We start from the raw sequence: 24,248 nt of genomic DNA, 5'->3' as shown, positions 1-24,248 counted from the left end.
CCATGGATGTGGAACTCCGCGAGGTGCACGACAGCGATCTGCCCGTCTTCTACCGGCAGTTGAATGACCCGGAGGCCCTGCGGATGGCGGCCTTCACCCCCAAGGACCCGGACGACTGGGACGCCTTCGACGCGCGTTGGAGGCGGATCCGGTCCTCGGGCGACGTCCTGCGCACGATCCTGGCCGACGGTGACGTGGTGGGCAGCGCGGCCGTGTACGGGGAGCCCGGCGAGCGGGAGGTCACGTACTGGGTCGACCGCGCGTACTGGGGCCGGGGTGTTGCCACGGCCGCCCTGCTGAGGCTGCTCGCCGAAGTTCCCGAACGCCCGCTGTACGCGCGGGCGGCGACCGACAACGAGGGCTCGCTGCGGGTGCTGTACAAGTGCGGGTTCCGGGTCACCGCGCACGCGAGGGGCTTCGCGAACGCGCGGGGCGAGGAGATCGACGAGGTCGTGCTGCACCTGGAGGGCTGAGGTCCTCTCCCCCGTCAGGCGGAGACGGATCGTCGCCGTGCAGGAGGCGTCGGCCGGTGCTCTCGCGGGAGCGTGGCGGTATGACGCAGACACTCGCCCCCGCCCCGGAGACCGACCACGCTGTCGGTCCCGGCAGGTCCCGTCGCGCCCTGCGGGCCGTCGCCATCGTCTCCTGCGTGCCCTATCTCTCGCTCAAGGTCGCCTGGATCGCCGGGAGTCACGTCGGGATCCCGGCGGGCAGCACGCTGCTGGAGCACCGGGCGAGCATGGCCGTCGCCAACAGCGTGACCGTCCTCATGGACACGGCCGTGATAGTGCTCGCGCTGGTGCTGACCCGGCCGTGGGGGCTGCGGGTGCCCGCGTGGCTCCTGGCCTTCCCCGCGTGGGTGGCCACCGGGCTGCTCGCACCCCTCATGGCCGGCTTCCCGATCCAGCTCCTCGTGGGCGCCCTCGGCGGAACACTGGACACCACCGACGACGGCGGGGAGCCGTTCCTCCACACGTGGGTCTACGGCGTTGTCTACACGGGGTTCATCGTGCAGGGCCTCTCCCTCGGCGCCCTGTTCGTGCTGTACGCCCGCGACCGCTGGGGCGGGCTGTGGGAGGGCCGGGTCTGGGAGCTGCCGGTCGGCGTCATCGGGGCGGCCCAGCGGGCCATCGCCGTGGCCGCCGCCGTCCTCGCGCTGCTGCCCCTGACCGCCCACGTGCTGTGGGCGTGCGGCGGCACCGCCGGGCTCAACACGACTCGCATCGCCGACCGGACCAGCGACTTCCACGTCATGGAGGTCCTGTCCGCCGTCTTCCTCGTCATGGCCGTCACCGGCGGCTTCCTCCTCGCCTTCCGGCGCGGCCGGGCGCTGCCCGTCAAGCTGCCGCTCGCCCTCGCCTGGGTCGGCTCCGCGGCCTTGGTGTGCTGGGCGGGCTGGCTGGCGCTGGCCACGCTCACCGACATGGCCGACGGCCCGACACCGCTGGAGAACTACGCCTACGCTGGCGAGATGATCGTCGGCATCCTCGTCGCCTGCCTCGGCGTCCACTTCCTCGCGGAGCGCTCCGCGAGCCGGAATCGTCGTACGGCGTGAGCCGGTTCCTCGGGTTGCTGTTCGGGCGGCGGGCGCGTCGGCGTTGGATCCATCTGATCCTCGGCGGCGCGCTCGCCATGCCGTACGTCTTCGTCGGGCAGCTCGTCGTCGGCCCCGCGACCAACTCCCGGTACGTCTTCAACGACCTCCCCCTGCAACTGCTCTCCTTCATCGTCGGGTTGCCCCTCGCCGCCCTCACCGCGGCCCTGTTCCCGCTGACCCGGCCCCTGGAGGCGGGGGCGGTGCGGTCGCTGTGCGGTGTCGACGCGGGCCTGCTCGCTCACGGGCCGGCCCGTTCACGGGCGGCGAAGGGGCGGGCGGCTGCCTGGTTCACGCTGCATCTCGGGTTCGGCGGGATCATCTCGGGGATGTCGCTGGCGGTTCCACCGTTCGCCGGCTTCCTCACCGCGCTGCCGTTGCTCGTGTGGCTGGGCGGCGCGCAGCTCGTGGACCTGCCCGAGGCCCTCGACCGGACCTGGGTGCTGGCGCTCGCGCCGGTCGCGGGCGTGGCGACGCTCGTCGCGCTCGCCGGCTGCGCGGCCGTCTGCGGCTCGCTTCTCGCCCGCTGGGCACCCGCGTTGCTCGGCCCCACGCCGGAGGACCGGCTCGCGGCGGCCGAGAACCGCGCCGCCGACCTCGCCGTGCGCAACCGGCTCGCGCGCGAACTGCACGACTCCGTCGGCCACGCCCTGAGCGCCGTCACCCTACAGGCGAGCGCGGCCCGCCGGGTCCTCGACACCGACCCGGATTTCGTCCGCGAGGCCCTCGCCGCGATCGAGGACACGACCCGGCGCACCGTCGGCGAACTCGACGCCGTCCTGGGTGTGTTGAGGGACGGCGACACTCCCGGTACGGCCCCGGCGCCCACCCTCGGCGCCGACCTGGACGGCCTGCTGCACGGCACGCGCGCGGGCGGGTTGCGTGTGACCGCCAGGGTCGACGCCGATGCCGGGGCGCTGCCGCCTGTTCTGTCCCGCGAGGCCTACCGCATCGTGCAGGAGGGGCTGAGCAATGCCCTGAAGCACGCCGGGGAGCGGGTGAGCGTGACCTTGCGGATCGTGATCGCCGAAGGGGATCTGGAGATCAGCGTGGAGAACCCGCTGACCCACGCCCCCACCTGCCGCCCCGGCGGCGGCCACGGCCTGCGCGGCATCGCCGACCGGGCCAGGCTGCTGGGCGGGACGATGGAGGCGGGGCCGGCGGAAGCGGTCGCGGCGCAGGGCATCTGGAGACTGCGCGTACGGCTGCCGATGACCTGCCCACCGACCCCGAGGGAACGCCCATGACGCCCCGCCCCGCGATCCGCGTCGTCCTCGCCGACGACGAGCGCATGGTCCGCAGCGCCCTGCGCGCCATCCTCTCCGCCGAGCCGGACCTGGAGGTGGTCGGCGAGGCGGCGACCGGTGCCGAGGCCGTGAGCGTCGTACGGGACCGGAGACCCGACGTCGTGCTCATGGACGTACGCATGCCCGAGATCGACGGCATCCGGGCCACCGAGCAGATCCTCGCCACCCTCGACGAACCGCCCCGTATCGTCGTCGTCACCACCTTCGAGAACGACTCCTACGTGTACGACGCCCTGCGCGCGGGAGCCGCCGGGTTCCTGTTGAAGCGGGCGGACGCCGACGCGCTCGTGCAGGCCGTACGGCTGGTGTCGCACTCCGACACCCTGTTGTTCCCGTCGGCCGTACGCACCCTCGCGGCCGAGCACGCGCGCGCGTACCCCGCACCGCCGGCCTGGGTGGCAAGGCTCACAGGCCGCGAGAGCGAGGTGCTGCGGCTGATGGCGCAGGGCCTGACCAACGCGGAGATCGCACGGCGGATGGAGGTCGGCCCGGCCACCGTGAAGTCGCATGTGGCGGCGGTGCTGGCGAAGACCGGCACCCGGGACCGCACGCAGGCCGTGATCGCCGCGTACGAGGCGGGCTTCATGAACGCTCGATGAGAAAGGGGGGCGCAAGGGAACGATTGCCCCCATCCTGATCGTCCTCTCGAGTGGGATGAACAAGACGATCAGGCGGGCGTCCGTCTTCACGCTGCTCCTGGTGTTCGCTCTGCTGGTCAGGGCGACCTGGGTGCAGTTCTACGACGGCCAGGCCCTTGCAAGCGACAAGAACAACCGGCGGAACACGATGGCGCTGTACAGCCAGCCGCTCGGCAACATCATCGTGGGCGGCGAGGCGGTCACCGGCTCGGCGCCGACGAAGAGCGGCGACCTCGCGTACAAGCGGACCTACACGGACGGCTCGCTGTACTCGGCCGTGACCGGCTACAGCTCGCAGGCGTTCGGAGCCACCCAGCTGGAGGGCATCTACCAGGACCTGCTCGACGGCAGCGACACCCGCGTGAAGAGCGTGATGGACACGATCACCGACAAGCGGGCCGCTCCGGGCAATGTGGTCACGACGATCGACCCGGATGTGCAGAAGGCGGCGTACGACGCGCTCGGCGACAAGAAGGGCGCCGCCGTCGCGATCGACCCCGCCACCGGGAAGATCCTCGCGGTCGTCTCCACTCCGTCGTACGACCCGTCGCGGATCACCACGGGCGACTCGGATGCCTGGACGCAGCTGACCAAGGACCCCGAGAAGCCGATGACGAACCGCGCACTGCGGCAGCCGCTGCCGCCGGGTTCGACGTTCAAGCTGGTCGTGGCGGCCGCCGCGCTGGAGGACGGCCTGTACTCGTCGGTGGACGAGAAGACCAAGAGTCCGGACCCGTACCCGCTGCCGGACACCAACCGGGAGCTGGGCAACGAGAACCCCAACGCGCCCTGCGAGGACGCCTCGATCCGGGTCGCGCTCCAGTACTCCTGCAACAACGTCTTCGGGAAGATGGCCGTCGACCTGGGCCAGGACAAGGTCCGCGAGACGGCCGAGAAGTTCGGCTTCAACGACGAGGAGCAGGACGTCCCGGTGCGGGCGTACCCCAGCGTGTACCCGTCCGACATGGACCGGCCGCAGACCGCGCTGTCCGGTATCGGCCAGTTCGACGTCACCGCGACCCCGCTGCAGATCGCCATGGTGTCGGCAGCCATCGCCAACGGCGGCAAGCTGGTCTCGCCGCACATGGTGTCGCAGATCACCGACGGCGGCGGCGATGTCCTGGAGAACTACGACGACAGCGCGGAGACCAAGGAGATCGTCAGCTCCGACACCGCCGAGCAGCTCCAGTCGGCGATGCAGACGGTCGTCGAGGAGGGCACGGGCACGAACGCACGTATCCCGGGCGCGACGGTGGGCGGCAAGACGGGCACGGCCCAGCACGGCGAGAAGAACAGCAAGACGCCGTACGCCTGGTTCACGTCGTACGGGAAGGCCGACGGCAAGGAGGTCGCCGTGGCGGTGATCGTGGAGCAGTCGAACGCGTCCCGCTCCGAGGTCAGCGGCAATGGGCTGGCCGCCCCCGTGGCCAGGAAGGTGATGGAGGCGGCGCTCAAGAACTAGCGGGTCACTTGACGCCCAGGATCTGCTCGATCGGGTTGATGGCGAAGTACACGAGGAACAGCACCGACGTTCCCCACAGCAGCCAGTGGATGTCCTTCGCCTTGCCCAGCACCGTCTTGATCACGACGTAGGCCAGGAAGCCCGCCCCGATGCCGTTGGTTATCGAGTAGGTGAAGGGCATGACGGCGATGGTCAGGAACGCCGGGATGGCGATCTCGTACTTGTCCCAGTCGATGTGCTTGACCTGGGTCATCATCAGGAAGCCGACGGCGACGAGCGCGGGCGCGGCGGCCTGGAGCGGGACGATGGTGAGCAGCGGGGTCAGGAAGAGGGCCAGGGCGAACAGGCCGCCGGTGACGAGGTTGGAGAAGCCGGTGCGCGCGCCTTCGCCGACGCCGGCGGCCGACTCGATGTAGGAGGTCGCCGAGGACGAGGAGGCCGCGCCGCCCGCTGCCGCCGCGGCGCCGTCGATCAGCAGCACCCGGCCGAGGTTCGGCACCTTGCCCTGCTCGTCGAGGAGTCCGGCCTCGGCGCTGATGCCGACGACGGTGCCCATGGTGTCGAAGAAGTCGGACAGCACCAGCGTGAAGATCAGCAGGACGACGGTGATGGCGGTGGTCTCGCCGAACGCGCCGAACAGGCTGAAGTCGCCGAGGAGTCCGAAGTCGGGAGTGTCGACCACCTTGTCGGGCCAGGCGGGTGTGGTCAGGCCCCAGGCCTTGATGTCGGCGACCGAGTTGATGACCATCGCGAGGACCGTCATGGTCACGATGCTGATCAGGATGGCGCCCTTCACCTTCCGGGCGAGCAGGGCGATCGTCAGCAGAACTCCGAGGCAGAACACGAGGATCGGCCACCCGGTGAGCTGCCCGGTGCCGCCCAGCTGAACCGGCACGGTGGTGTTCGCGACGTCCGGGATTCGGCTGACGAACCCGGCGTCGACGAAGCCGATGAAGGCGATGAACAGGCCGATGCCGACGCTGATCGCCTGCTTGAGCGGTTGCGGGATGGCGTGCATGACGGCCTCGCGCAGCCCGGTGACCACCAGTACGCAGATCAACAGGCCTTCGAGGACGACCAGGCCCATCGCGTCGTCCCAGGACATCAGCGGGGCGATCTGGAAGGCGACGACGGCGTTCAGGCCCAGACCGGCGGCGAGGGCGAGCGGGAGGTTGCCGCCGACGCCCATGATGATCGTCATGACCGCGGCCACCAGGGCGGTGGCGGTGGTGAGTTGGACCGCATCCAACTGTTGGCCGAACTTGTCCTTCGCGCTGCCCAGGATGATGGGATTCAGGACAAGGATGTAGGCCATCGTGAAGAACGTGGCGAAGCCGCCGCGTATCTCACGGGCGAAGGTGGAACCCCGTTCGGAGATCTTGAAGAACCGGTCGACGCTGTTCACGCCTGGCGGCGGGGCAGTTGACCGGTCGGCCACCTTCTGGGAATCGGACATGGCGGTTGCTCCTTGCTGCCTGGCTGATCGGTGTGCGGATGCTGGCTGGATTGTTCCCGCGTTGAACGCGCTTCAGGTTTTCTCCGTGTTACGGAATCAGGCCTGCTCACGTGCGACGTACCACACGTTGTTCGAGACCTCGCACGAACAGGGCATTCGATCGCTGCTACGCTGCCGGACCGCGCAGCATGATCGCGGAAGGATCGCCGGACGATCACATGTCATACACATGCCACGCATAGGCAAGGAGGGCCGCCCGTGGGCACGGTCGTCGACGACGCCGCCTCCGCGGAGTTCCATGCCTTCTTCGAGCGTCACCATGCCGAACTCGCGCGCCTGGCCCACCTGCTGACCGGGGAGGCGGACGCCGCCGACGACCTGGCTGCGGACGCGTTGCTGGCGCTGTGGCACCGCTGGGACCGGGTCCGCGCGGCCGACCATCCGGTCGCGTATGCGCGCGGCGTCGTGGCCAATCTGGCCCGCACGAGAATCCGCAGCGCGGTCCGGGAGCGGCGGCGGGTTGCCCTGTTCTGGTCGCAGCGCGAGGAGAAGACGGAGAACCCGGACGTCGCGGGCGTCGTCGACGTCCAGGAGGCCTTGCGTGGACTCCCGTTCCGCAAACGCGCCTGTGTGGTGCTGCGGCACGCGTTCGACCTGTCCGAGAAGGACACCGCGCTCGCCCTCGGGATATCGGTCGGTACGGTGAAGAGCCAGACCTCGAAGGGGATGGCCGAGCTGCAACGGCTGCTCGGGACGCAGGGCCCTCCCCTCAAGGTGCACGCTGCGGCGATGGTGCGCACCGAGGGCGCCGCAGGAAGGAACCGATGATGCGGCGGGACGTGCACGACGAACTGCGCGCCCGGCTGCACGAGGCGGCCGAGGCGCACGAGCCCGACCGCGAGCGGATCCTGGCCCGGGTCGAGCGCGGCATGGCGGACCCCTCCGGGCAGCCCCGCATGGACCACCGGGCGACCCGCCCCCCGGTGTACGGCTGGTTCCGGGTCGTGAGCGCGACGGCCGCGGTCGCCGGAGTGCTCGCGGTCGGCGGGTACGCGGTGGCGTCCGCCGTGAAGGAGGACGCCCCGCAGCAGTCGGTGGCCACTTCGCCGACGCCGACCCCGTCCCCGGAGGCAACGACCCGGGCCCCGGTCGCGCCCGCCCCGTCGGCCGACCCGACGCCGGAGCGGACGCCGGAGTCCCGCGGGACGGCCGAGGCGCCGACGCGACAGCCGACCGCCACGGCCGAGCCCCCCGCAGCCAAGGGCGAGCAGGACGGTCCCCTGTGGTCGGACGGCTCGGTGGACCCGCACAGCAACGACTTCTGGGCGCAGAGCAATCTGACCCTCAGGACGGGCGAGCAACTCACCGCGCTCACGGTGCGGTTGAAGATCAAGCAGACCGGCGGGGTCAGCACGGCCGGCGCGTGGCGCTCGCTGCCGGAGGAGGACTTCACGCTGACCGTCGGGGAGAAGGACGGCTTCCTCGTCTACACCTGGGCGCTCAAGGAGGGCCGTACGGTCCGCAAGGGCGAGTGGGTGTTCGCGGGGCAGTACGACCATGAGCGCGGCGGCCGGGACGCTCGGGACGACTGCTATGCGATGACGGCCACGGCGGGCGGCGAACAGCTGTCGGTGGCGGGCGGCTTCGCGGCGCACGACGACAACGGCTCGGCGGCCGGCGGAGATGCGTGAAGCACCATCCGGAAGCAACCTCCCGCGGTTTCTCGGCATCTGTCATCACGTACGCGATCTGACAGCGCATACGCGCGAGAGAGCCCCCTGGACCTGCCGGCATGAGCCCCCCTCGGCCGGCAGAGCGGAACGCCCCGCCGGTGACGACCGGCGGGGCGTTCGCGCGTGCGCCGAGCGCTGGTTCATGGGTCGCCCCGGCCCGCTTCTGACACCCGGTCGCCGCCATGGCCATGAAGGTTGCCGCGCCCCCGCGAAAGCGAGCGAAAGTTTCGCTCCCGCACCTCCCTCGCGCACCGATTGACGTGCTGTACCCCGCCGATGACACTCCGAGGCAGCTTGAGCGAACACAATCCCCCACCCGAATCCCCACACTCCCACAGGATGTGCCATGCGCCCCCGCACCGCCCGCGCCCTCCTGCTCCCCCTGCTGGCCCTCCTCCTCACGCTGATCTACGCCCCACCGGGCACGGCCGACTCAGGAGCACCACCCGTGAAGCCTGTAACGAACGACAAGTACGCCGGCTATCTCTTCGCCTACTTCACGGGCGAGGGAACCGCCGACGGCGAGCAGATCCGGTACGCCCTCAGCCGGGGCAACGACCCGCTGCACTGGCGGGAGCTGAACGCCGGCAAGCCGGTCCTCACGTCCACGATCGGCGAGAAGGGCCTGCGCGACCCGTTCGTGATCCGCTCCCCCGAGGGCGACAGGTTCTACATGATCGCCACCGACCTGCGGATGTACCGGAACAGCAGCGGCAGTTGGGACCAGGTCCAGCGGCACGGCAGCAAGTCCGTCATGGTCTGGGAGTCCACCGACCTCGTCCACTGGACCGACCAGCGCCTGGTGAAGGTCTCCCCCGACAACGCGGGCAACACCTGGGCGCCGGAGGCGTACTGGGACGACAGCCTCGGTGAGTTCGTCGTCTTCTGGGCGTCGAAGCTGTACGCCGACGACGATCCCGACCACACCGGATCGACGTACAACAAGATGCTGTACGCCACCACGAAGGACTTCCGGACCTTCAGCGAGCCGAAGGTCTGGGACGACCCCGGCTACTCGGTCATCGACTCGACCGTGGTGAAGCACGAGGACACCTACTACCGCTACACCAAGGACGAGCGGGACCCCGGCTCCGCCGGCCCCTGCTCGAAGTTCATCACCGCGGAGAAGTCGACGAACCTGACCGACACGTCGTACGACTTCGTCGCCGACTGCATCGGCAGCGGCGCGCTGGAGCGGGGCGAGGGTCCGACGGTGTTCAAGTCGAACACCGAGGACAAGTGGTACCTGTTCATCGACGAGTACGGCGGCCGCGGTTACGTCCCCTTCGAGACCACCGACCTCGACTCGGGGAAGTGGACCCCGTCGCAGAACTACCAGCTGCCGGCAAGTCCCCGGCACGGCACGGTGATTCCGGTGACGCAGGCGGAGTACGACCGGCTGCTGGGCGCGTACCCCGCGAGCCCCGCCTCGGTCGTGGACGCGACGGAGCGGGACCAGAAGGGGTACGCGATCGTCACGGAGAGCGCGTCGAAGGTCGTACTGCCGATGCGGCCGGACGCCGACCTCGCACGCCTGGCCCCGCGGCTGTGGGCCGGTGCGGGCGCGACGGTCAGCCCGCGCTCCGGCACCCGGCGCGACTTCCGCAAGCCGCAGAAGTACACGGTGACGGCAGCGGACGGCACGCGCCGTACCTGGACGGTGGAGGCGGTGCGCACCCGCAGTCCGATCCTGCCCGGCCTCAACGCCGACCCCGACGTGCACCACCTGAACGGCGAGTACTGGATCTACCCGACGACGGACGGCTTCCAGGGGTGGAGCGGGACCAGGTTCAAGGCGTACTCGTCGAAGGACCTGGTCCACTGGAAGGACCACGGCGTCATCCTGGACCTGGGTCCGGACGTGAGCTGGGCCGACAAGTACGCCTGGGCGCCGGCGATCGCCGAGCGCGACGGCAGGTTCTACTTCTACTTCTGCGCCGAGCAGCAGATAGGCGTGGCGGTGGCCGACTCGCCCGCCGGCCCGTTCAAGGACGCGCTGGGGGAGCCGCTGGTCGCCAAGGGCGGTGCGCTGCCGGGCCAGATGATCGACCCGGCCGTCTTCACGGACGACGACGGGACGTCGTATCTCTACTGGGGCAACGGGCACGGGTACGTGGTCCCGCTGAACGACGACATGGTGTCGTACGACGCCTCGAAGGTACGGGACATCACGCCGGACAACTTCCGTGAGGGCTCTTTCGTGATCAAGCGGAAGGGGACGTACTACTTCATGTGGTCGCAGGACGACACCCGCAGCGAGAACTACCACGTCGCCTATGCGACGGGACCGTCCCCGCTCGGCCCGTGGACCAAGCGGGGCACGATCCTGCACAAGCGCCCCGAGTACGGGATCCTCGGCACGGGCCACCACTCCGTCGTCAACGCCCCCGGCACCGACGACTGGTACGCCGTCTACCACCGGTTCGCCCTGAACGGCCCCGGCCGGCCGGGCGGTGACGGCATGCACCGGGAGACGACCGTCGACCGCCTCAGGTTTGCGGCCGACGGGACGATCGAGCCGGTGGTGCCGACGCTGGAAGGCATCGGGCCGGTCAGGCGCTAGCTCAGTCCATCGTCGCGCCGATGGTCGTGCTGCCCGTGGTCAGGAACGTGGTCGCGGGCAGCGAGCCGCCCTTGTTGACCGAGCCGCCGCCGTTGCTCACGGCGAGGTTCTTGCCGAGCCTGGCCGCGCCGGTGGCGAAGTAGTAGCCCCACTTCGCGTTGGCGTAGGAGGTGGTGCGGTTGATGACGATGGCGCCCTTGTTGCTGTTCTCGCAGCCGGACGTTGTCGAAGTGGGTGCGGTCGCCGTAGGTGTACGCGGCGACCGCCTGGGTGCCGGTGATGTCGGGGTGGTCGGCGCGCAGCCAGTCGTTGGCGATGGTCAGGTCGCGCACGGTGAGGCCGGGGGCCGCCGAGTGAAGGTGGCGGAGCCGGCGGTGCCGTACGTGGTGCCGTCGGGCTTCTTCGTGCCGTTCGCGTTGTCGTGGACGATGACGGCGGCACGTGGGTCGCGCAGGGCGCCGCGCATGGTCAACGCCCGCTTGTCGGCCGGGATGCCGACGACCTCGCGGTACGTCCCCGGGTGCACGACGATCGTCCAGCCGGGCCCGTCCACGGCGTCCACGGCCGCCTGGACGGAGTCGCCGGGGCGGACGTGCAGGACACGGCTGGTGCTCGCGGCGGCGGGAGCGGCCCCGGCGCCGATCAGGCTGCCGCCCACTGCCCCGGCCATCCCCGCCATCCCGGCAGCAGGGTGCGTCTGCGCATGTCAGCACCCCGCCTTCCACGGCTGCCAGTCGCCGAGGTAGGCCGTGCGGGTGGCCGACTCGGCCTGTTCGACGGTGAGTTGGGGTCGGTTGGCCGGGACGGTGACGACCGCGCCGGGACCGCTGTTGCGGTACTCGGCGAAGCGCTGGTCCTGCCACGGGAAGCCGTCCGACATGTTCGTGTAGGGGGCGACCGCGTCGATGCCGGGGCCGAGGTGGGTGTCCCGGACGACCAGGCTGGGGCGGGCGGTGGTGTCGGAGCTGGGCACCCAGGGACGGGCCAGCTTGTAGTGGGCGTCCGGGGCCTCGCTGGTGACGCGGCTCCGGGTGACCAGGTAGCCGCGCGGGTTGGCGCCCGCCGTCGAGGGGGCGAAGACGAAGCCGTACGGGGCCGAGGAGAGGTCGGTCCGGGTCAGGGTCCGGAAGTGACAGTGCTCGTGGACGGCCGTGGCCCGCCCGAAGACGAAGTCGACGTCGCCCTCGACATAGCAGTGCGAGAAGTACTGGCGGGCGAAAACGCCGAGGGCGATCGAGTCGGCGTACAGGGTGTCCTGGTGGCCGAGGAACCGGCAGTGGTGGAACGCGGACCGGTCGCCCTGCACCTTGATGGCGACGGCCTGGGTGCCGCTGATGCCGGGGTGGTCGGCGCGCAGCCAGTCGTTGGCGAAGGTGAGGTCACGGGCGGTGAAGCCGTCGGCCTGGACGAGGGTGGTGGCGGAGCCGGTGGTGCCGTAGGTGCCGCCGCCGGGCTTGGGGGTGCCGGCGGCGTTGTCGTACACGATGACGACGTCACGCGGGTCGCCACCGGCGCCCAGCCAGGTCATCCCCGTCCGGGTCACGTCCACGACGACGGTCTCCCGGTACGTCCCCGGCGCGATGACCAGCGTCCAGCCGCTGCCTCCCCGAGTGCCGAGAGCCTGGGTGGCGCCCCCGGCCGCGGTCACGGCGGCCTGGACGGAGGTGTAGTCGCCCTGTCCGGAGGGGTGGACGTACAGGGTCTGCGGGGTGAGGCGGGTGGCCGGTGAACCATATCGGCCGAAGGGGCGCGGCGGCCTGGGGTTGCCGGCGGCCCGGGCGGGTGCCGGTGCGAGCGTGAGGGCTGCCGCGGTCATGGCGCCCGCGGTGATGAATCCCCGTCTGGACAGGGGGTGTCGGAAGAGGTGGGGCGAGGGCATACGGGTGCTCCTTCGCGGGTGCGGCTCGTGCCGGGGAACGGCCGGGGAGGGGCGGCGGGCGCCCCTCCCCGGTCCGGGGCGTCAGCGCAGGCGGCCCGCGCCGGCGCAGTGGTCGACGATCCCCGGGACCGCCTTGGGGTTGTCGACCCTCGTCCGCAGGGTTGGCGTCCATCCGGCCCCGGACCGGAGGGTCTCGCCGGGGATCTCGGCGTTGTGGACGGCGATGAGGTCCGTCAGCTTCCCGTTGACGTAGTTGTTCTCCGCTGTGAGCGGCGCCTCGTTCCACTTCTTCAGCGCCTTGCCGACGCTGACGCCGGGCGCCAGCGAAAGGGCGTTGTGCGTGGCATACAGCTGCGAGGAGGCGCCGATGCCGAAGACGTACGCGTAGTTCTGGTCCCCGGTGACGACGAAGTGGTTGTTGTACGAGTCGACCTGCCCGAACCGCACCCGGGGCGCCCGCTCGACGATCCCCTCGAAGCGGTTGTGGTGCAGGGTGACCTTGAGCTTGTCCGTGTCGGTGGAACCCGCGCTGTCGCTGTTGCCGATCAGCATGGTCTTGTCGTGATCTGCGAACGAATTCCAGGACACGGTCACATGGTTGGCGCCGCGCACGACGTCGAGGAGCCCGTCGTGCTGCTGGTAGACCTTGCCGAAGTACGACGGCAGGGTGCTGTCCGCGTAGCGGCCGTCGGTGAGCGTGTTGTGGTCGATCCACACATGGGTGGAGCCGTACACCACCACGCCGTCGTACTCGGAGTTCCAGGCGCCGGTCTTGTTGTCGTCGGTCGGGTCCCATTGCGGGAAGCAGTCGACGGGGGCCTCGATGGTGAGGTTGCGCAGGATGACGTTGTCCACGCCCTTGATCTGGAGGCTGCCGCCGAGGATCCCGGAGCCCTTGCCGACCCCGACGATGGTGGTGTCGGCGGGGACGTTCGCCTTGATGGCCTGGTCCTGCCGGGCGGCGGACGCGGCGCGCAGCTCCTCCTGTTCCCCGCTGACGGGGTTGTCGTGTCCCCACACGGCAGGGTCGTAGTCGGCGAGGTACCGCTGGAAGTCGTACCCGTCCGCCGCGAAGGCGTCGCAGCCCTCCGACACGGCGTCGATCATGCCCTTGACCTTGATGACCTTCGGCGCGCTTCCGCCGTCGGCGAGCGCCTGCCGGAACTCCGCCCAGGTGGTGACGGTGTGGACGTGCTCGGCATCAGCGGCCGACCCGCCGGTCGTCCCCGCCCCCGCGGAGCCCCAGCCGTCACCGGGGGCAAGGACCTGGCGGCCGAGGTCACGGGGCCCGGCTTCCGCCCCGGTGCCGGTGAGACCGAGGACGAGGGCCGTGCAGCCGATCAGAACGGCAGCCCGTCTTGTGGCATGCCCATGCCATATCAGTGCGTTCATCGTGCGGCTCTCTCTTCTGCTGGGGTTGGGTCAAGCGGCGGTGGCGTCCGGCCAGGTGATCCAGGACTCCGGGATCTCCTCGCCGAGCCGGCGCACGTCCTGCGGGCCGAGCACCCGCGTACGCAGCAGCTCTCGTGCCACGAGACGCGCCACGGCGATCGCGCCCGGCGGGTTGAAGTGCGTGTTGTCCTGCTCGGTGGCGGTCCAGTTGAAGTACGTCCTGGTCCCCTCGACCCCGAGCCGCTGCCACAGCGCGAGGGACAGGGCCTGGATGTCGAGCAGCGCGACCCGCTCCTGCTGGGCCAGCGCGCGCATCGCCGCCGGATAGTCGCCGTGGGTCGGCACGGCGTTGCCGCCGGTGTCGAACTTCCGCCGCTCGACGGCGGTGGCGAGAACGGGACGGGCACCACGGGCACGGGCGCCGTCGATGTAGCGGCGCAGGTAGTCCTGGTAGGTGGTCCAGGGCTCGGTGTACCGGGTGGGGTCGGTGGCCTTCTCGTCGTTGTGCGCGAACTGGACGAGCAGGAAGTCTCCTGGCCGGACGGCGGCGAGGACGACATCCAGCCGCCCTTCGTCGGCAAAGCTCTTGGAACTTCGCCCGTTCACCGCATGGTTGGAAACGAGCAGGTTCTTGCGCAGGAAGAAGGGGAGCGCCATGCCCCACCCGGTTTCGGGGGCGGCATCGGCGTATTTCTGGGCGGCGGTGGAATCACCGGCGATGTGAAGGGTGCGGGTGCGATGGCGCTGACTTGCCTCGGCGGTACCGATGCCCGAGAGGGCGAGAGGAACGGCGGCGACGGCCGCCAAACTGACCTGTCTGCGGGTAAGAGACACACGGGTGCCTTTCAGCGCGGGGGCCCCTAGGGGCGCGGGGAACTGCGCGACCAGCCACGAACAACCCGCAGCCGGCCGCGCACAGAACCGACCGGGCTCTCAGCCGTTACGCGAGGTCCACTCGGCCTGAGCCTCATTCAGCTGACCGGCCACCGCATCCAGAAACTCCTTGGCGCCCATGTCCCCGTTCAGCACCTTCTGGAAGTTCGGCTCGTTGTCGGCCTTGGAAATGGTGTTCCAGTCGGGCAGGTAGTACGGCAACTGCACAATCGTCGTCGACCCGTCCGTCAACGCCGCGGCGGCCAACTTCGTCGGCTCGGCCTCAGAAATCCAGGCGTCCTTCGCGGCGTCGTTGTTCGACGGCACCTGGCCGGCCGCCTTGTTGAACTTCGAGTTCTCGTCGTGCGACGTGGCGAACTCGATGAACTTCCAGGCGGCGTCCTTGTTCTTGGAGCTCTTGAACAGCCCCATCCCATCGACGGGGTTGGACACCTGAACCCGCTTGCCGGTGGAGCCCACCGGCTGCGGAATCCCCCGGAACTTGTCCGTGCCGAGGGCCTTCACATGGTCCTGGTACGACCCGAGGTTGTGGTTCAGCATCCCGATCGTGCCGGAATCCCACTGGGCGACCATCTTGGTGAAGTCGTTGTTGAGGTCGGCGGCCGGGGTGACCTTCTTGAAGAGCGCGGCGTACTTCTCCAACGCGGCCACGTTCTTGGGGTCGTTGACGGTCGTCTTCGCACCGCTCGCGTCCCAGAAGGACGTGATCCCGGACTGGCCGTACATGGCGTCCAGCGCCTGCGCGATGGAGCCGGCACCGCCACGGATGGTGTACCCGAACTCGTTCTTCCCGGCGTCGGTCAGCTTCTTTGCGGCCTCGAAGAACGTGTCCCAGGTCGCCGGCTCGTCCAGAGAGGCCTTCTTGAACAGGTCGGTGCGGTAGTACAGCACACCGTTGTTGGCGGAGGTCGGCACCGAGTACAGCTTGCCGTCACCGCCCCCCGCGGCCTTCAGCGAAGCGACCATGTCCTCATTGAGCTTCCCGTTCAGCGAGGACGTGGCGAGCCGGTCGTCCAGCGGCTCCAGCGCGCCCTGCGCGGCGAATCCGGCGAGCATCGCCGCGCCGACACCGCCGACGTCCGGCAGGCCGCCGCCCTGGAGCGCGGTGTCCACCTTGGACTGGTAGTCGGTGGACGGGATCCCGACGTACTCGACCTTGATGTCCGGGTTGGCCTTCTCGAAGTCGGCGATGATCTCCTTCCAGATGTCGGTGCGGACACCGCCGTTGTTGTCCCAGAAGACGATCTTTCCGGTGCCGCTGCCCTCGGCGCCCTTGTCACCGCCCGCGCTGCTCCCGTCGTCACCGCAGGCGGTGGCGGTCAGGGCGAGGACGGAGCCCAGAGCGACGGCCACGGCGGCGCGCCTGCTTCTGCGAATGCTGATCTTCATTGGTCGGCTCTCTTCTTCTGGATCAGACGGGGATATGGAGGTGTGGGGGTGGTCTTCGAGGCGCGAGCGCGAACCGCCGCACAACTCAGCGCCGGGGCACGCGGCGCTCAGCCTTCGGCACCCGTGAGGTGGCCGATCCGCTGCTGCGGCCCGGAGAACCGCGTCACCAGCGCCGGCACGGCGGCAGCCGGGTCCAGTCGGTAGTCGTAGAAGTCCCGCGGATCGAAGGCGGCACCCCACTCGTCGTGCCGGCCGGTCGTGTTCCTGAGGATCGACCCGCGTTGCACCAGCTCCGCGGTGGTGTCGGCCTGGTAGGGGTGCTGGACGTCGCGGTAGTAGCTGTTCTCGATGACCATCTTGGTCCGGCCCCGCGACCAGTTGCCGTACGTCCACACCGGGTCGCCGGGATCCGTCTGCGCGGTCAGGTAGTTGTTGTACAGGTGCGCGTGGGCGGCGTTGTCCACGGACGGGTTGCGCTGCTTGGTGCTGGCGAACCAGTTGTGGTCGATCGTGATCTGCGTCTTGACGTTGGTCGTCCAGCCGAGCCCGAACGTCTTGTTGTTGTTCTCGAACCGGTTGTAGGAGACGGTCACGTACTCGCTGTCCTTGCGCACGTCCAGCTGGCCGTCGCAGATGTTCGAGAAGCGGTTGTGGTCGACCCACACGTGGTGGACGGTGTCCATCTGGATGCCGTCGAAGTCGGTGTCCTTGCAGTCCCAGTTGCCCTCGATCGCCGAGTCGCGGATCGTCAGATTGCGGATGATCACGTTGTGCGTGCCGGGTTCGAGATGGAACTCCCCCTGCACCAGCTCCCCGCTCGTGCCGACGCCGACGATGGTCTTGTCCGAGGCGACGGTGATGTTCGCGCCGAAGGGCTGCGCGGTGATGGCGCCCCGGACCCGGATGACGTACGGCTCCTGCGCCGCCGCGTACTTGGCCAGGGAGGCCTGGTCGGTGACGGTGACGACCTCGCCGCCCGCGCCACCGGTCGTGCCCCCGGCGAGGGAGGCGAAGCCGTGCGGTCGGTCGGTCCAGCGAGCGGCGGAGGCCGAAGTCGCCGTCGGACTCGCGGCCTTCGCCTCCCCGATCGTCCCGAGGCTCAGCGCGGCGACAAGGCCCGGCACGGCGGCCAGGACCATGCCGTGCCCCGGTCTCTGCAAGCGCTTGCTATCAAGGTGCTGCGTCATTGCGGCTCCCAACAGGCTCAACAGGCTTACGGGTCAGGTGCGTTACAAGGGGTCGATCCTGAAGTGCGAGAAGGTTGCCGCTCCGGCGTGTCCCTGCCCGTCGGGCGCGAGGCCGAAGAGCCCGAGCAGGGCGCCGACCCAGCGCCAGGGGGTGGCGGCGAACACCGGTCCCGAAGGGCGGGGGCCATCGCCGACGTCGTAGGAGAACCGGCAGCGCGCCCCGGCCCCGATCTCGATCCGCAGCCGCACGCGCCCCCGGGGCGCGAGCCGCGCGTGTCCGGCGTCCCGTTCCCGCTCCGCCACGGCCTCGGCGAACCGGTGCACGACATGAACCGCCCCGTCCGCGCCGCGCTGGAGCCCGATCCAGCAGAACGCGTCCCCGAGCACCGCGAGGCCCGCCCGCGCCCCCGGCTCCGCACTGTCCAGCCGCAGCTCGACCTCGACCGCGCACGGCATCCCGGGCAGTCGCTGCGTGAGGATGTGCGGCAGTCTGCGCAGATCGTGGGCGTCGGCCGTACGGACGCAGGTGAGTCTCAGCCCGTCGCCGGAGTGCTGGGTGGCCCAGCCGTCCCGGGGGTTGGCGGTCCACGACCACTGGCGGCCGAAGCGTCCGCCGGGGAAGTCGTCGTCGGTGGCGGGCGCGGCGGGCGGCTGCGGTGGCAGGTCGGGCCTGCGGTGCACGGCCACGGGCGCGCCATTGCGGCCGAGCACCGGCCAGCCGTCGGCACCCCAGCGCATCGGCTGGAGGTGGACGACCCTGCCGTAGGCGCCCCGCTGCTGGAAGTGCAGGAACCAGTCCTCACCGGACGGGGTGCGCACCCAGCCGCCCTGGTGCGGTCCGTTGACGTCGGTGTCCTGCTGTTCCAGGACGATCCTCTCCTCGTACGGCCCGAAGAACTCGCGCGAGCGGAAGGCGCCCTGCCAGCCGGTCTCCACTCCCCCGGCCGGGGCGAGGATCCAGTACCAGCCGTCGTGCTTGTAGAGCTTGGGGCCTTCGAGGGTGAACCAGCCGGGTATGCGGTCGCCGTCGACGATCAGCTTGCCGTCGTCGAGGAGTTCGGTGCCGTCGGGGTGCATCCGGTGGCCGGTGAGGCGGTTCTTGACGCCGGAGCGGGACTTGGCCCAGGCGTGCACGAGGTAGGTCTCGCCGGTCTCGTCGTCCCAGAGGGGGCAGGGGTCGATCAGGCCCTTGCCCGCCTTCACCAGGTGCGGGCGGGTCCAGGGGCCGCGGATCTCGGGGGCGTTGACCTGGAGGATGCCCTGGTCCGGGTCGCCCCAGAAGATCCAGAAGCGGTCGTCGTGGTGGCGGAGGGACGGTGCCCAGACGCCGCAGTCGTGGCGCGGTGAGGTGAACTCCCCAGCCGGTTCCAGGCGTTCCAGGGCATGGCCGACCAGGGTCCAGTCGACGAGGTCGCGGGAATGAAGGAGGGGAAGGCCCGGGGCGCGGCCGAAGCTGGAGGCGGTGAGGTAGAAGTCGTCGCCGACGCGGACGACGTCCGGGTCGGACCAGTCGGCGTTCAGGATGGGGTTCGTGTAGGTCCCGGTCCCGGTCGTCACGGGCTCACCGCCTTGCGGACCAGGGACGCCGCTTCGAGCCGGCTGATACGGCCGTCGGCGACCACGGTCACGATCCGGCGTACGGCGGTCTCGCCGGGTGGGATCGGGAGCCGTTCCCCGGCGGCGAGGGAGGAGCCGACGCCGGGGTACTCCTGCGCGCGTACGAACCACGGGTCCAGACGGGTCTGTTCGGTCGCCCCGGCGAAGACCAGGGTCCAGGTGGAGCCTGCCAGCGCCACCCAGGGTGCGCGGCCGCCGTGGATCTCCTGCTCGCCGTCGCGGTCGATGGTGAACACGTCCGGCGCCGAGGACTCCCTGCGGGCCCGCCAGAAGAAGCCGCCGTAGGCCGCGCCCGGGCGCCCGTTGGTGGCGGGGCTGCCGATGGACAGCGGGCGGGAGGTGACGTTGGTCAGGGAGAACGTGAAGTCCAACGCCCAGGCGGATGCGGTGAGTTCGGTGGCCGCGACGGTACGGCGCTCGCGCAGCAGCTCGGCTCCTGCCGCCACCCAGCGCAGTTCCTCGACGAAACCGTCGGGGTCGCGCAGTTGGAAGGCGGCGTGCCGCTGGGCGCCGTGGTTGTCCAGTTCGGTCGGGCCCCGGTCGCTGACGAAGGTGCGTCCGCCCCAGAAGTTGGCCCCCTCGACGTCGGGAACGGCGACACCGACGCCGAGGTGGTGGGTGTGGTCGGCGGGGCTCAGCTCGGTGACCGCCGTGCCGGCCAGGGTGGTGACGGGGTGCAGATACGGGCGCGGGGAGAGGCGGGCCGGCAGTTCGGGCCGGGTGACGTACCGGCCGACCGGGCGGCCCGCGACACGCAGCACCGCGGTGTCATGGGGGGTCATCAGGTGCTCACCTCTTTCGTTCTCGCCGGGAGCGCCCAGGAAGCGCCCAGCTCGGAGTAGAGGGCGAGGGTGTCGGCGGCGGCCGCGACGAGACCGTCGATGCCGGGCACGACACGGCGCTGCTCGTCGGGGAGCAGCCGCCAGGCCCCGTCCGGCAGCGGGGCCGGGTCGGGGGCCAGTCGAATCGCTTCAACGACCTTCATGAAGGCACCCGTCGCGTCGGGCGTGACCAGCAGGTCGGTGCCGTCGGTGACATGGTCGACGAGGTTCTCCAGCAGGTCCGTACGGCCGTACTCGTACTCCTCGGGGCCGTGGCCGGCGCGCTGGAGCAGGACACGGTCCTGCTTGTACCAGAAGGTGATCCGGCCCTGTTCGCCGTGGACGACGACGTACGGCTCGTCGGGGTCCTCGGCGCACAGCGTGGCGCCGACGACGACCGGGCGGTGCTGTGCCGTGGTGACGCGGACGCAGGAGGTGTCGTCGGACTCGATGTCGTTGGCGCGCAGCAGCTCGGTCTCGATGGCGGTGACGTCCTCGGCGTGCACCGTCCCGCCCAGCGCGAGGGCGGTGGCGACGGCGTGCGCGAGAGGGTTGGTGAGCACGCCGTCGATGACGTCGACGCCGTTCAGGCGCCGCTTGCCCGCCCAGGGTGCCCGCCGGTAGTACGCCTCGGGGCGCGCCCAGGCACCGGCCCCGCCGATACCGGCGATCGCGCCGACCGCGCCTTCGGCCATCAGCGTCCGGATCGCCGGCACCGCGTGCGAGCCCAGCGACTGGAAGGCGATCTGGCAGGCGACGCCGGCCTCGGCGACCCCGTCGGCCATGCGCCGGAACTCGGCGTACGACGGGGCGGGCGGCTTCTCCAGCAGGATGTGCACGCCACGCCGGGCCGCCGTCAGGGCGAGGTCGGTGTGGGTCGGGATCGGCGTGCAGATCACCGCGATCCGGGCGCCGGTGGAGTCGAGGAGGGCGCCGAAGTCGGCGGACTGCTCGGGCGCGCCCGAAGGGGCGACGAGGCCCTCGGGGAGTTCCTCCTCGCTCAGCGGGGTCAGCTCGCAGATCCCCGCCAGCCGCACGATCCCCTTGTCCTGGAGCCGGCGGATGTTGTCCAGGTGCCAGCGGCCGTGGCCGCGCGCGCCCGCCAGCACGACGGGTACGGCAGTGCTCATGGGATCCTCCCTGCGCCCGCGCCGTGTGCCACCGCTCGGTCGGCCGTGGCGGCGCTGTCGATCTTTGTGTGCAGGGTAGGTGTCCAGCCGACGTCGGCCGTGAGGTCACGCTCGCTGCCGGAGTTGTAGGCGTTGTGGATGGCGAGCAGATCCACCGGATAGCCGTTGAAGAGGGTGCCGGACTGGTGCAGGGCGGTCCCGTTCCAGCTCTTGACCAGGTCGGCGACCTCGATGTGGCCGGGCGTATGGAAGGCGTTGTTCTCGGCGTGGATCGCCGACTCGGTCGACACTCCGACGGAGTAGCGGTAGTCGTGGGCGCCGGCCGGGACGACGTACCGGTTGTTGTAGAGGTGCACCTGCCCGAAGCGGACGCGCGGGGCGCGCTGGACGACGGACTCGAACTCGTTGTGGTGCAGGGTGACCCGGAGCTTGCCGCGGTCACCGGTTGCCGTGTCGCCGTTGCCGATGAGGATCGCCTTGTCGTGGTCGGCGAACCGGCTCCAGGAGACGGTGACCAGGTCGGAGGCGTTGGTGATGTCGAGCAGGCCGTCGTGGCGGAGGTAGTTGCGGCCGAAGTAGGTGGGTTCCCGCTCGTCCGGGTGGCCCTTGTCGCTGAGGGTCACATGGTCGATCCACACACGGGTGGCACCGCGCAGCCAGATGTTGTCGTACGCCGTCTTCCAGTCGCCGAGTCCGCCGGTGTTGGGCTGCCACACGGGGAAGCAGTCGTAGGCGTCGCGGAGTTCGAGGTTGCGGACGATGACGTTGTTCGCGCCTTGGAGCCGGAGGCTCGCGCCCTTGAGGACAGCAGAGGAACCGAGCCCGACGATGGTGGTGTTGGAGCCGACGGCCAGCTCGATCCGCTCGGCCTGCCTCGCCGCCGAGGCCTGCCGGGCCTCCTCCTGCGGACCGCTTGGCTTGGCGGAGCCCCAGGTGCGGGGGTCGTAGGCGGCCAGGTACTTGCTGGTGCCGTAGCCGTCGGTGGCGTAGTCGGCGCAGTCCAGGTGGTCGCCGTCGTCGTCGGTGTTGGCGTCGATGGTGCCGGCGACCCTGATGATCTTCGGGGTGGAGCTGCCGCCGTCCAGGGCGCGGACGAGCTCACTTCGGTTGCGCACGGTGAAGACGTGGGCGTCGTCGGCGGTGGAACCCCCCGTGGTACCACCGTCGGCCGCGGCCCAGCCGTCGTTCGGGGCGAGGGTGTCGCGGCTGATGTCACGGGCGTCGTCGGCGTGGGCCGGGACGCAGAGCAGCCCCAACAGGACTGCCGCCATCGCGATCTGACGATGAGTCATCCCTTCACCGCCCCCGCACTGAAGCCCGTGATCAGCCACTTCTGGATGAAGGCGAACACGATCACGACGGGCACGGCCGCGATGATGCCGCCCGCGGCGAGCGCGCCGAGGTCGACGCTGTCCGCGCCCATCAGGGTGTTGAGGCCGACCGGGATGGTCTGCTTCTCCTGGTTGTTGAGGAACATCAGGGCGAACAGGAAGTGGTTCCAGGAGTGCACGAAGGCGAAGGAGCCGACGGCGATCAGACCGGGCCGCAGCAGCGGCAGGACGACGATCCTGAAGGCCGTCATCCGGTTGCAGCCGTCGACCCAGGCCGCCTCCTCCAGGGAGTACGGCACGTTCTTGATGAAGTTGCTGATCAGGATCATCGACAGCGGCAGCTGGAACACCGTCTCCGCGATGATGACGCTGCCCAGCGAGTTGATCATCTGCAGCTCGGCGAAGATCTCGAACAGCGGCACCAGCAGCAGCGCGCCCGGCACGAACTGGGAGCAGAGCAGGGCCAGCATGAAAGCCCGCTTGATCTTGAAGTTGAAGCGGGCGAGCGCGTAGCCGCCGGCCAGCGCCACCAGGGTCGTCATCAGGAGGGTGACGACGCCGACCAGCACGCTGTTCTGGAAGTAGGTGCCGAAGCTCCGCTCCGTCCAGACCTTCTCGAAGTGGTCGAACGTGATCGGCCAGGGCACGAGCGAGGTCGAGCCCGCCGGGCGCAGGGAGAAGAGCAGGATCCAGTAGAAGGGGATCAGGGTGAAGACCAGGTAGATCGACAGCGGGAGGTAGATCTGCCAGCGCGGGACCTCGTCGTAGGCGCGGTGCTTCTTGCGCGGACGGGGCGGTTCGGGGGCGGCCGGCATGGGCGCCGCCGCGACCTGGGTGGCTTCCTTGACGCTCACTTGTCCTCACCTCCGAACTTGCTCAGCCGCAGATAGACCATCGAGCAGAAGAGCAGGATCACGAACGCGACGGTCGTCAGGGCCGACGCGTAGCCGAAGTTGTGCGCGTCGACGCTGGTGTTGGCGATGTAGAGCGGCAGGGTCGTGGTCACTCCCGCCGGGCCGCCGCCGGTCAGCGTGTAGAGCAGGTCGACGTTGTTGAACTCCCACACCGCGCGCAGCAGCGTGGACAGGACGATCGCGTCCTTGAGGTGGGGCAGCGTGATGTGCCAGAACTGCTTGATCCGGCCGGCCCCGTCGACCTCGGCCGCCTCGTACAGGTCCTTCGAGACGGACTGGAGGTCGGCGAGGATGAGGATCGCGAAGAACGGCACCCCGCGCCACAGGTCGGCGACGATCGCCGCCGGGAACACGGTGGAGGTGTCCGACAGCCAGCTGGTGCCGTAGGCGCCGATGCCGACGTCCGCGAGGTAACGGGTGATGCCCGTCTGGGAGTTGTAGAGCAGCACCCAGATCGCCGAGGTCAGCACGCCGGACACGGCCCATGGGGAGAACACGAGGGCACGGCCGAGCGCACGGCCCGCGAAGGTCTGGTTGACGATCAGCGCCAGCGCGAGCCCGAACAGCAGCTGAAGCCCGACCTCGACGAACACCCACTTGGCGCTGAAGACCAGCGTGTCCCGGAACAGCGGGTCCGCGGTGAAGGCGTGGACGAAGTTGTCGAAGCCCGTGAAACCGTTCCGCCATGGCTTGGTGGGGTTGTACTCCTGCAGGCTGTAGTAGAAGACGCTGATCACCGGGTAGGCGATGAAGCCCAGCATGAGCAGGGCCGCCGGGGCGATCAGCAGATACGGGAGCCTGCGCGGGGTCGCGGAGGCACGGCGCCGCCGGGGTGGCGCGGGCGGTTTCGCCACGGCTGCGGCTTGGGCCATGACAGTTCTCCGTTCTCGTACGTCTTGCGTGCGACGCGCCGGAAGCGCTTTCCGATCATCGTTCGGGAT

General features: G+C 70.0%; 20 protein-coding genes and 2 pseudogenes. 8 read left to right on the top strand and 14 right to left on the bottom strand.

Features of this window, described 5'->3' with window-relative positions; translation table 11 throughout:
• Positions 1–2: 2 nt before the first annotated feature.
• From OG331_RS37220 to OG331_RS37200, 5 genes are all read left to right on the top strand, one after another.
• A complete protein-coding gene (locus OG331_RS37220; RefSeq protein WP_406204786.1) occupies positions 3–473 on the top strand; it encodes a GNAT family N-acetyltransferase in 471 nt (156 codons plus the stop codon).
• Positions 474–553: 80 nt separating this feature from the next.
• On the top strand, positions 554–1,555 hold the full coding sequence (locus OG331_RS37215) for a hypothetical protein (protein ID WP_406204783.1): 1,002 nt from the start codon (positions 554–556) through the stop codon (positions 1,553–1,555).
• The gene (locus tag OG331_RS37210; RefSeq protein ID WP_406204780.1) at positions 1,552–2,841 is read left to right on the top strand and encodes a sensor histidine kinase; all 1,290 of its coding nucleotides are present in this window, start codon (positions 1,552–1,554) and stop codon (positions 2,839–2,841) included. Before OG331_RS37215 ends, OG331_RS37210 begins: the two co-directional genes overlap by 4 nt.
• The gene (locus OG331_RS37205; protein WP_362378537.1) at positions 2,838–3,500 is read left to right on the top strand and encodes a response regulator transcription factor; all 663 of its coding nucleotides are present in this window, start codon (positions 2,838–2,840) and stop codon (positions 3,498–3,500) included. The genes OG331_RS37210 and OG331_RS37205 overlap by 4 nt, the downstream gene beginning before the upstream one ends.
• 55 nt (positions 3,501–3,555) lie before the next feature.
• On the top strand, positions 3,556–5,001 hold the full coding sequence (locus tag OG331_RS37200; protein WP_406204776.1) for a peptidoglycan D,D-transpeptidase FtsI family protein: 1,446 nt from the start codon (positions 3,556–3,558) through the stop codon (positions 4,999–5,001).
• Between the two features lie 4 nt (positions 5,002–5,005).
• Here OG331_RS37200 and OG331_RS37195 read toward each other — a convergent pair whose 3' ends face one another.
• On the bottom strand, positions 5,006–6,457 hold the full coding sequence (locus OG331_RS37195; protein ID WP_406204773.1) for an NCS2 family permease: 1,452 nt from the start codon (positions 6,455–6,457) through the stop codon (positions 5,006–5,008).
• Between the two features lie 258 nt (positions 6,458–6,715).
• Between OG331_RS37195 and OG331_RS37190 the strand changes: the two genes are divergently transcribed.
• The 3 genes from OG331_RS37190 (at position 6,716) to OG331_RS37180 (ending at position 10,753) form a co-directional block, all read left to right on the top strand.
• Positions 6,716–7,285, top strand: coding sequence for a SigE family RNA polymerase sigma factor (locus tag OG331_RS37190; RefSeq protein ID WP_406204770.1), 570 nt, complete (start codon positions 6,716–6,718; stop codon positions 7,283–7,285).
• Positions 7,282–8,148, top strand: coding sequence for a hypothetical protein (locus OG331_RS37185; RefSeq protein WP_406204767.1), 867 nt, complete (start codon positions 7,282–7,284; stop codon positions 8,146–8,148). Before OG331_RS37190 ends, OG331_RS37185 begins: the two co-directional genes overlap by 4 nt.
• Before the next feature lie 388 nt (positions 8,149–8,536).
• A complete protein-coding gene (locus OG331_RS37180) occupies positions 8,537–10,753 on the top strand; it encodes a family 43 glycosylhydrolase (protein WP_406204764.1) in 2,217 nt (738 codons plus the stop codon).
• A 1-nt stretch (position 10,754) separates the two neighbouring features.
• Here the strand turns inward: OG331_RS37180 and OG331_RS37175 are convergent.
• From OG331_RS37175 to OG331_RS37115, 13 genes and pseudogenes are all read right to left on the bottom strand, one after another.
• Positions 10,755–10,964, bottom strand: a pseudogene (locus OG331_RS37175) (pectate lyase); the annotation flags it as partial.
• Positions 10,954–11,458 (bottom strand): annotated as a pseudogene (locus OG331_RS37170) (pectin esterase); the annotation flags it as partial. The pseudogenes OG331_RS37175 and OG331_RS37170, both read right to left, overlap by 11 nt.
• 1 nt (position 11,459) lies before the next feature.
• Positions 11,460–12,632 (bottom strand): pectinesterase family protein, encoded by a 1,173-nt coding sequence (locus OG331_RS37165; RefSeq protein WP_406204761.1) that lies wholly within the window; start codon positions 12,630–12,632, stop codon positions 11,460–11,462.
• 81 nt (positions 12,633–12,713) lie between these two features.
• Complete coding sequence (locus OG331_RS37160) at positions 12,714–14,024, bottom strand: polysaccharide lyase family 1 protein (protein ID WP_406204758.1); 1,311 nt, start codon at positions 14,022–14,024, stop codon at positions 12,714–12,716.
• 30 nt (positions 14,025–14,054) lie between these two features.
• Entirely contained in the window at positions 14,055–14,858 is an 804-nt protein-coding gene (locus OG331_RS37155; protein WP_406204755.1) for a rhamnogalacturonan acetylesterase, read from the bottom strand.
• Positions 14,859–14,957: 99 nt separating this feature from the next.
• The gene (locus OG331_RS37150) at positions 14,958–16,307 is read right to left on the bottom strand and encodes an ABC transporter substrate-binding protein (RefSeq protein ID WP_406204752.1); all 1,350 of its coding nucleotides are present in this window, start codon (positions 16,305–16,307) and stop codon (positions 14,958–14,960) included.
• 107 nt (positions 16,308–16,414) lie between these two features.
• A complete protein-coding gene (locus OG331_RS37145) occupies positions 16,415–17,467 on the bottom strand; it encodes a polysaccharide lyase family 1 protein (RefSeq protein ID WP_406204749.1) in 1,053 nt (350 codons plus the stop codon).
• 69 nt (positions 17,468–17,536) lie between these two features.
• Entirely contained in the window at positions 17,537–19,051 is a 1,515-nt protein-coding gene (locus tag OG331_RS37140) for a family 43 glycosylhydrolase (protein ID WP_406204746.1), read from the bottom strand.
• A complete protein-coding gene (locus OG331_RS37135) occupies positions 19,048–19,893 on the bottom strand; it encodes a PmoA family protein (RefSeq protein ID WP_406204744.1) in 846 nt (281 codons plus the stop codon). Before OG331_RS37135 ends, OG331_RS37140 begins: the two co-directional genes overlap by 4 nt.
• Entirely contained in the window at positions 19,893–21,062 is a 1,170-nt protein-coding gene (locus OG331_RS37130; protein ID WP_406204741.1) for a Gfo/Idh/MocA family protein, read from the bottom strand. Before OG331_RS37130 ends, OG331_RS37135 begins: the two co-directional genes overlap by 1 nt.
• The gene (locus OG331_RS37125; RefSeq protein ID WP_406204738.1) at positions 21,059–22,354 is read right to left on the bottom strand and encodes a polysaccharide lyase family 1 protein; all 1,296 of its coding nucleotides are present in this window, start codon (positions 22,352–22,354) and stop codon (positions 21,059–21,061) included. Before OG331_RS37125 ends, OG331_RS37130 begins: the two co-directional genes overlap by 4 nt.
• On the bottom strand, positions 22,351–23,247 hold the full coding sequence (locus OG331_RS37120) for a carbohydrate ABC transporter permease (RefSeq protein WP_406204735.1): 897 nt from the start codon (positions 23,245–23,247) through the stop codon (positions 22,351–22,353). The genes OG331_RS37125 and OG331_RS37120 overlap by 4 nt, the downstream gene beginning before the upstream one ends.
• A complete protein-coding gene (locus OG331_RS37115; RefSeq protein WP_406204732.1) occupies positions 23,244–24,179 on the bottom strand; it encodes a carbohydrate ABC transporter permease in 936 nt (311 codons plus the stop codon). Before OG331_RS37115 ends, OG331_RS37120 begins: the two co-directional genes overlap by 4 nt.
• Positions 24,180–24,248 lie beyond the last annotated feature (69 nt).

Origin of the sequence: Streptomyces sp. NBC_01017 (assembly GCF_045162795.1) — a bacterium.
Lineage (GTDB): Bacteria > Actinomycetota > Actinomycetes > Streptomycetales > Streptomycetaceae > Streptomyces > Streptomyces machairae.
The sequence above is the reverse complement of the archived record's forward strand: the minus strand, read 5'-3'. Positions and strand labels throughout refer to the sequence as shown.

Bases quoted from the DNA above. Each gene is read 5' to 3' on its own strand.
- OG331_RS37220 (WP_406204786.1), top strand. From the start codon at position 3: ATGGATGTGGAACTCCGCGAGGTGCACGACAGCGATCTGCCCGTCTTC.
- OG331_RS37215 (WP_406204783.1), top strand. From the start codon at position 554: ATGACGCAGACACTCGCCCCCGCCCCGGAGACCGACCACGCTGTCGGT.
- OG331_RS37205 (WP_362378537.1), top strand. From the start codon at position 2,838: ATGACGCCCCGCCCCGCGATCCGCGTCGTCCTCGCCGACGACGAGCGC.
- OG331_RS37200 (WP_406204776.1), top strand. From the start codon at position 3,556: ATGAACAAGACGATCAGGCGGGCGTCCGTCTTCACGCTGCTCCTGGTG.
- OG331_RS37195 (WP_406204773.1), bottom strand. From the start codon at position 6,457: ATGTCCGATTCCCAGAAGGTGGCCGACCGGTCAACTGCCCCGCCGCCA.
- OG331_RS37185 (WP_406204767.1), top strand. From the start codon at position 7,282: ATGATGCGGCGGGACGTGCACGACGAACTGCGCGCCCGGCTGCACGAG.
- OG331_RS37180 (WP_406204764.1), top strand. From the start codon at position 8,537: ATGCGCCCCCGCACCGCCCGCGCCCTCCTGCTCCCCCTGCTGGCCCTC.
- OG331_RS37165 (WP_406204761.1), bottom strand. From the start codon at position 12,632: ATGCCCTCGCCCCACCTCTTCCGACACCCCCTGTCCAGACGGGGATTC.
- OG331_RS37160 (WP_406204758.1), bottom strand. From the start codon at position 14,024: ATGAACGCACTGATATGGCATGGGCATGCCACAAGACGGGCTGCCGTT.
- OG331_RS37150 (WP_406204752.1), bottom strand. From the start codon at position 16,307: ATGAAGATCAGCATTCGCAGAAGCAGGCGCGCCGCCGTGGCCGTCGCT.
- OG331_RS37135 (WP_406204744.1), bottom strand. From the start codon at position 19,893: ATGACCCCCCATGACACCGCGGTGCTGCGTGTCGCGGGCCGCCCGGTC.
- OG331_RS37130 (WP_406204741.1), bottom strand. From the start codon at position 21,062: ATGAGCACTGCCGTACCCGTCGTGCTGGCGGGCGCGCGCGGCCACGGC.
- OG331_RS37125 (WP_406204738.1), bottom strand. From the start codon at position 22,354: ATGACTCATCGTCAGATCGCGATGGCGGCAGTCCTGTTGGGGCTGCTC.
- OG331_RS37115 (WP_406204732.1), bottom strand. From the start codon at position 24,179: ATGGCCCAAGCCGCAGCCGTGGCGAAACCGCCCGCGCCACCCCGGCGG.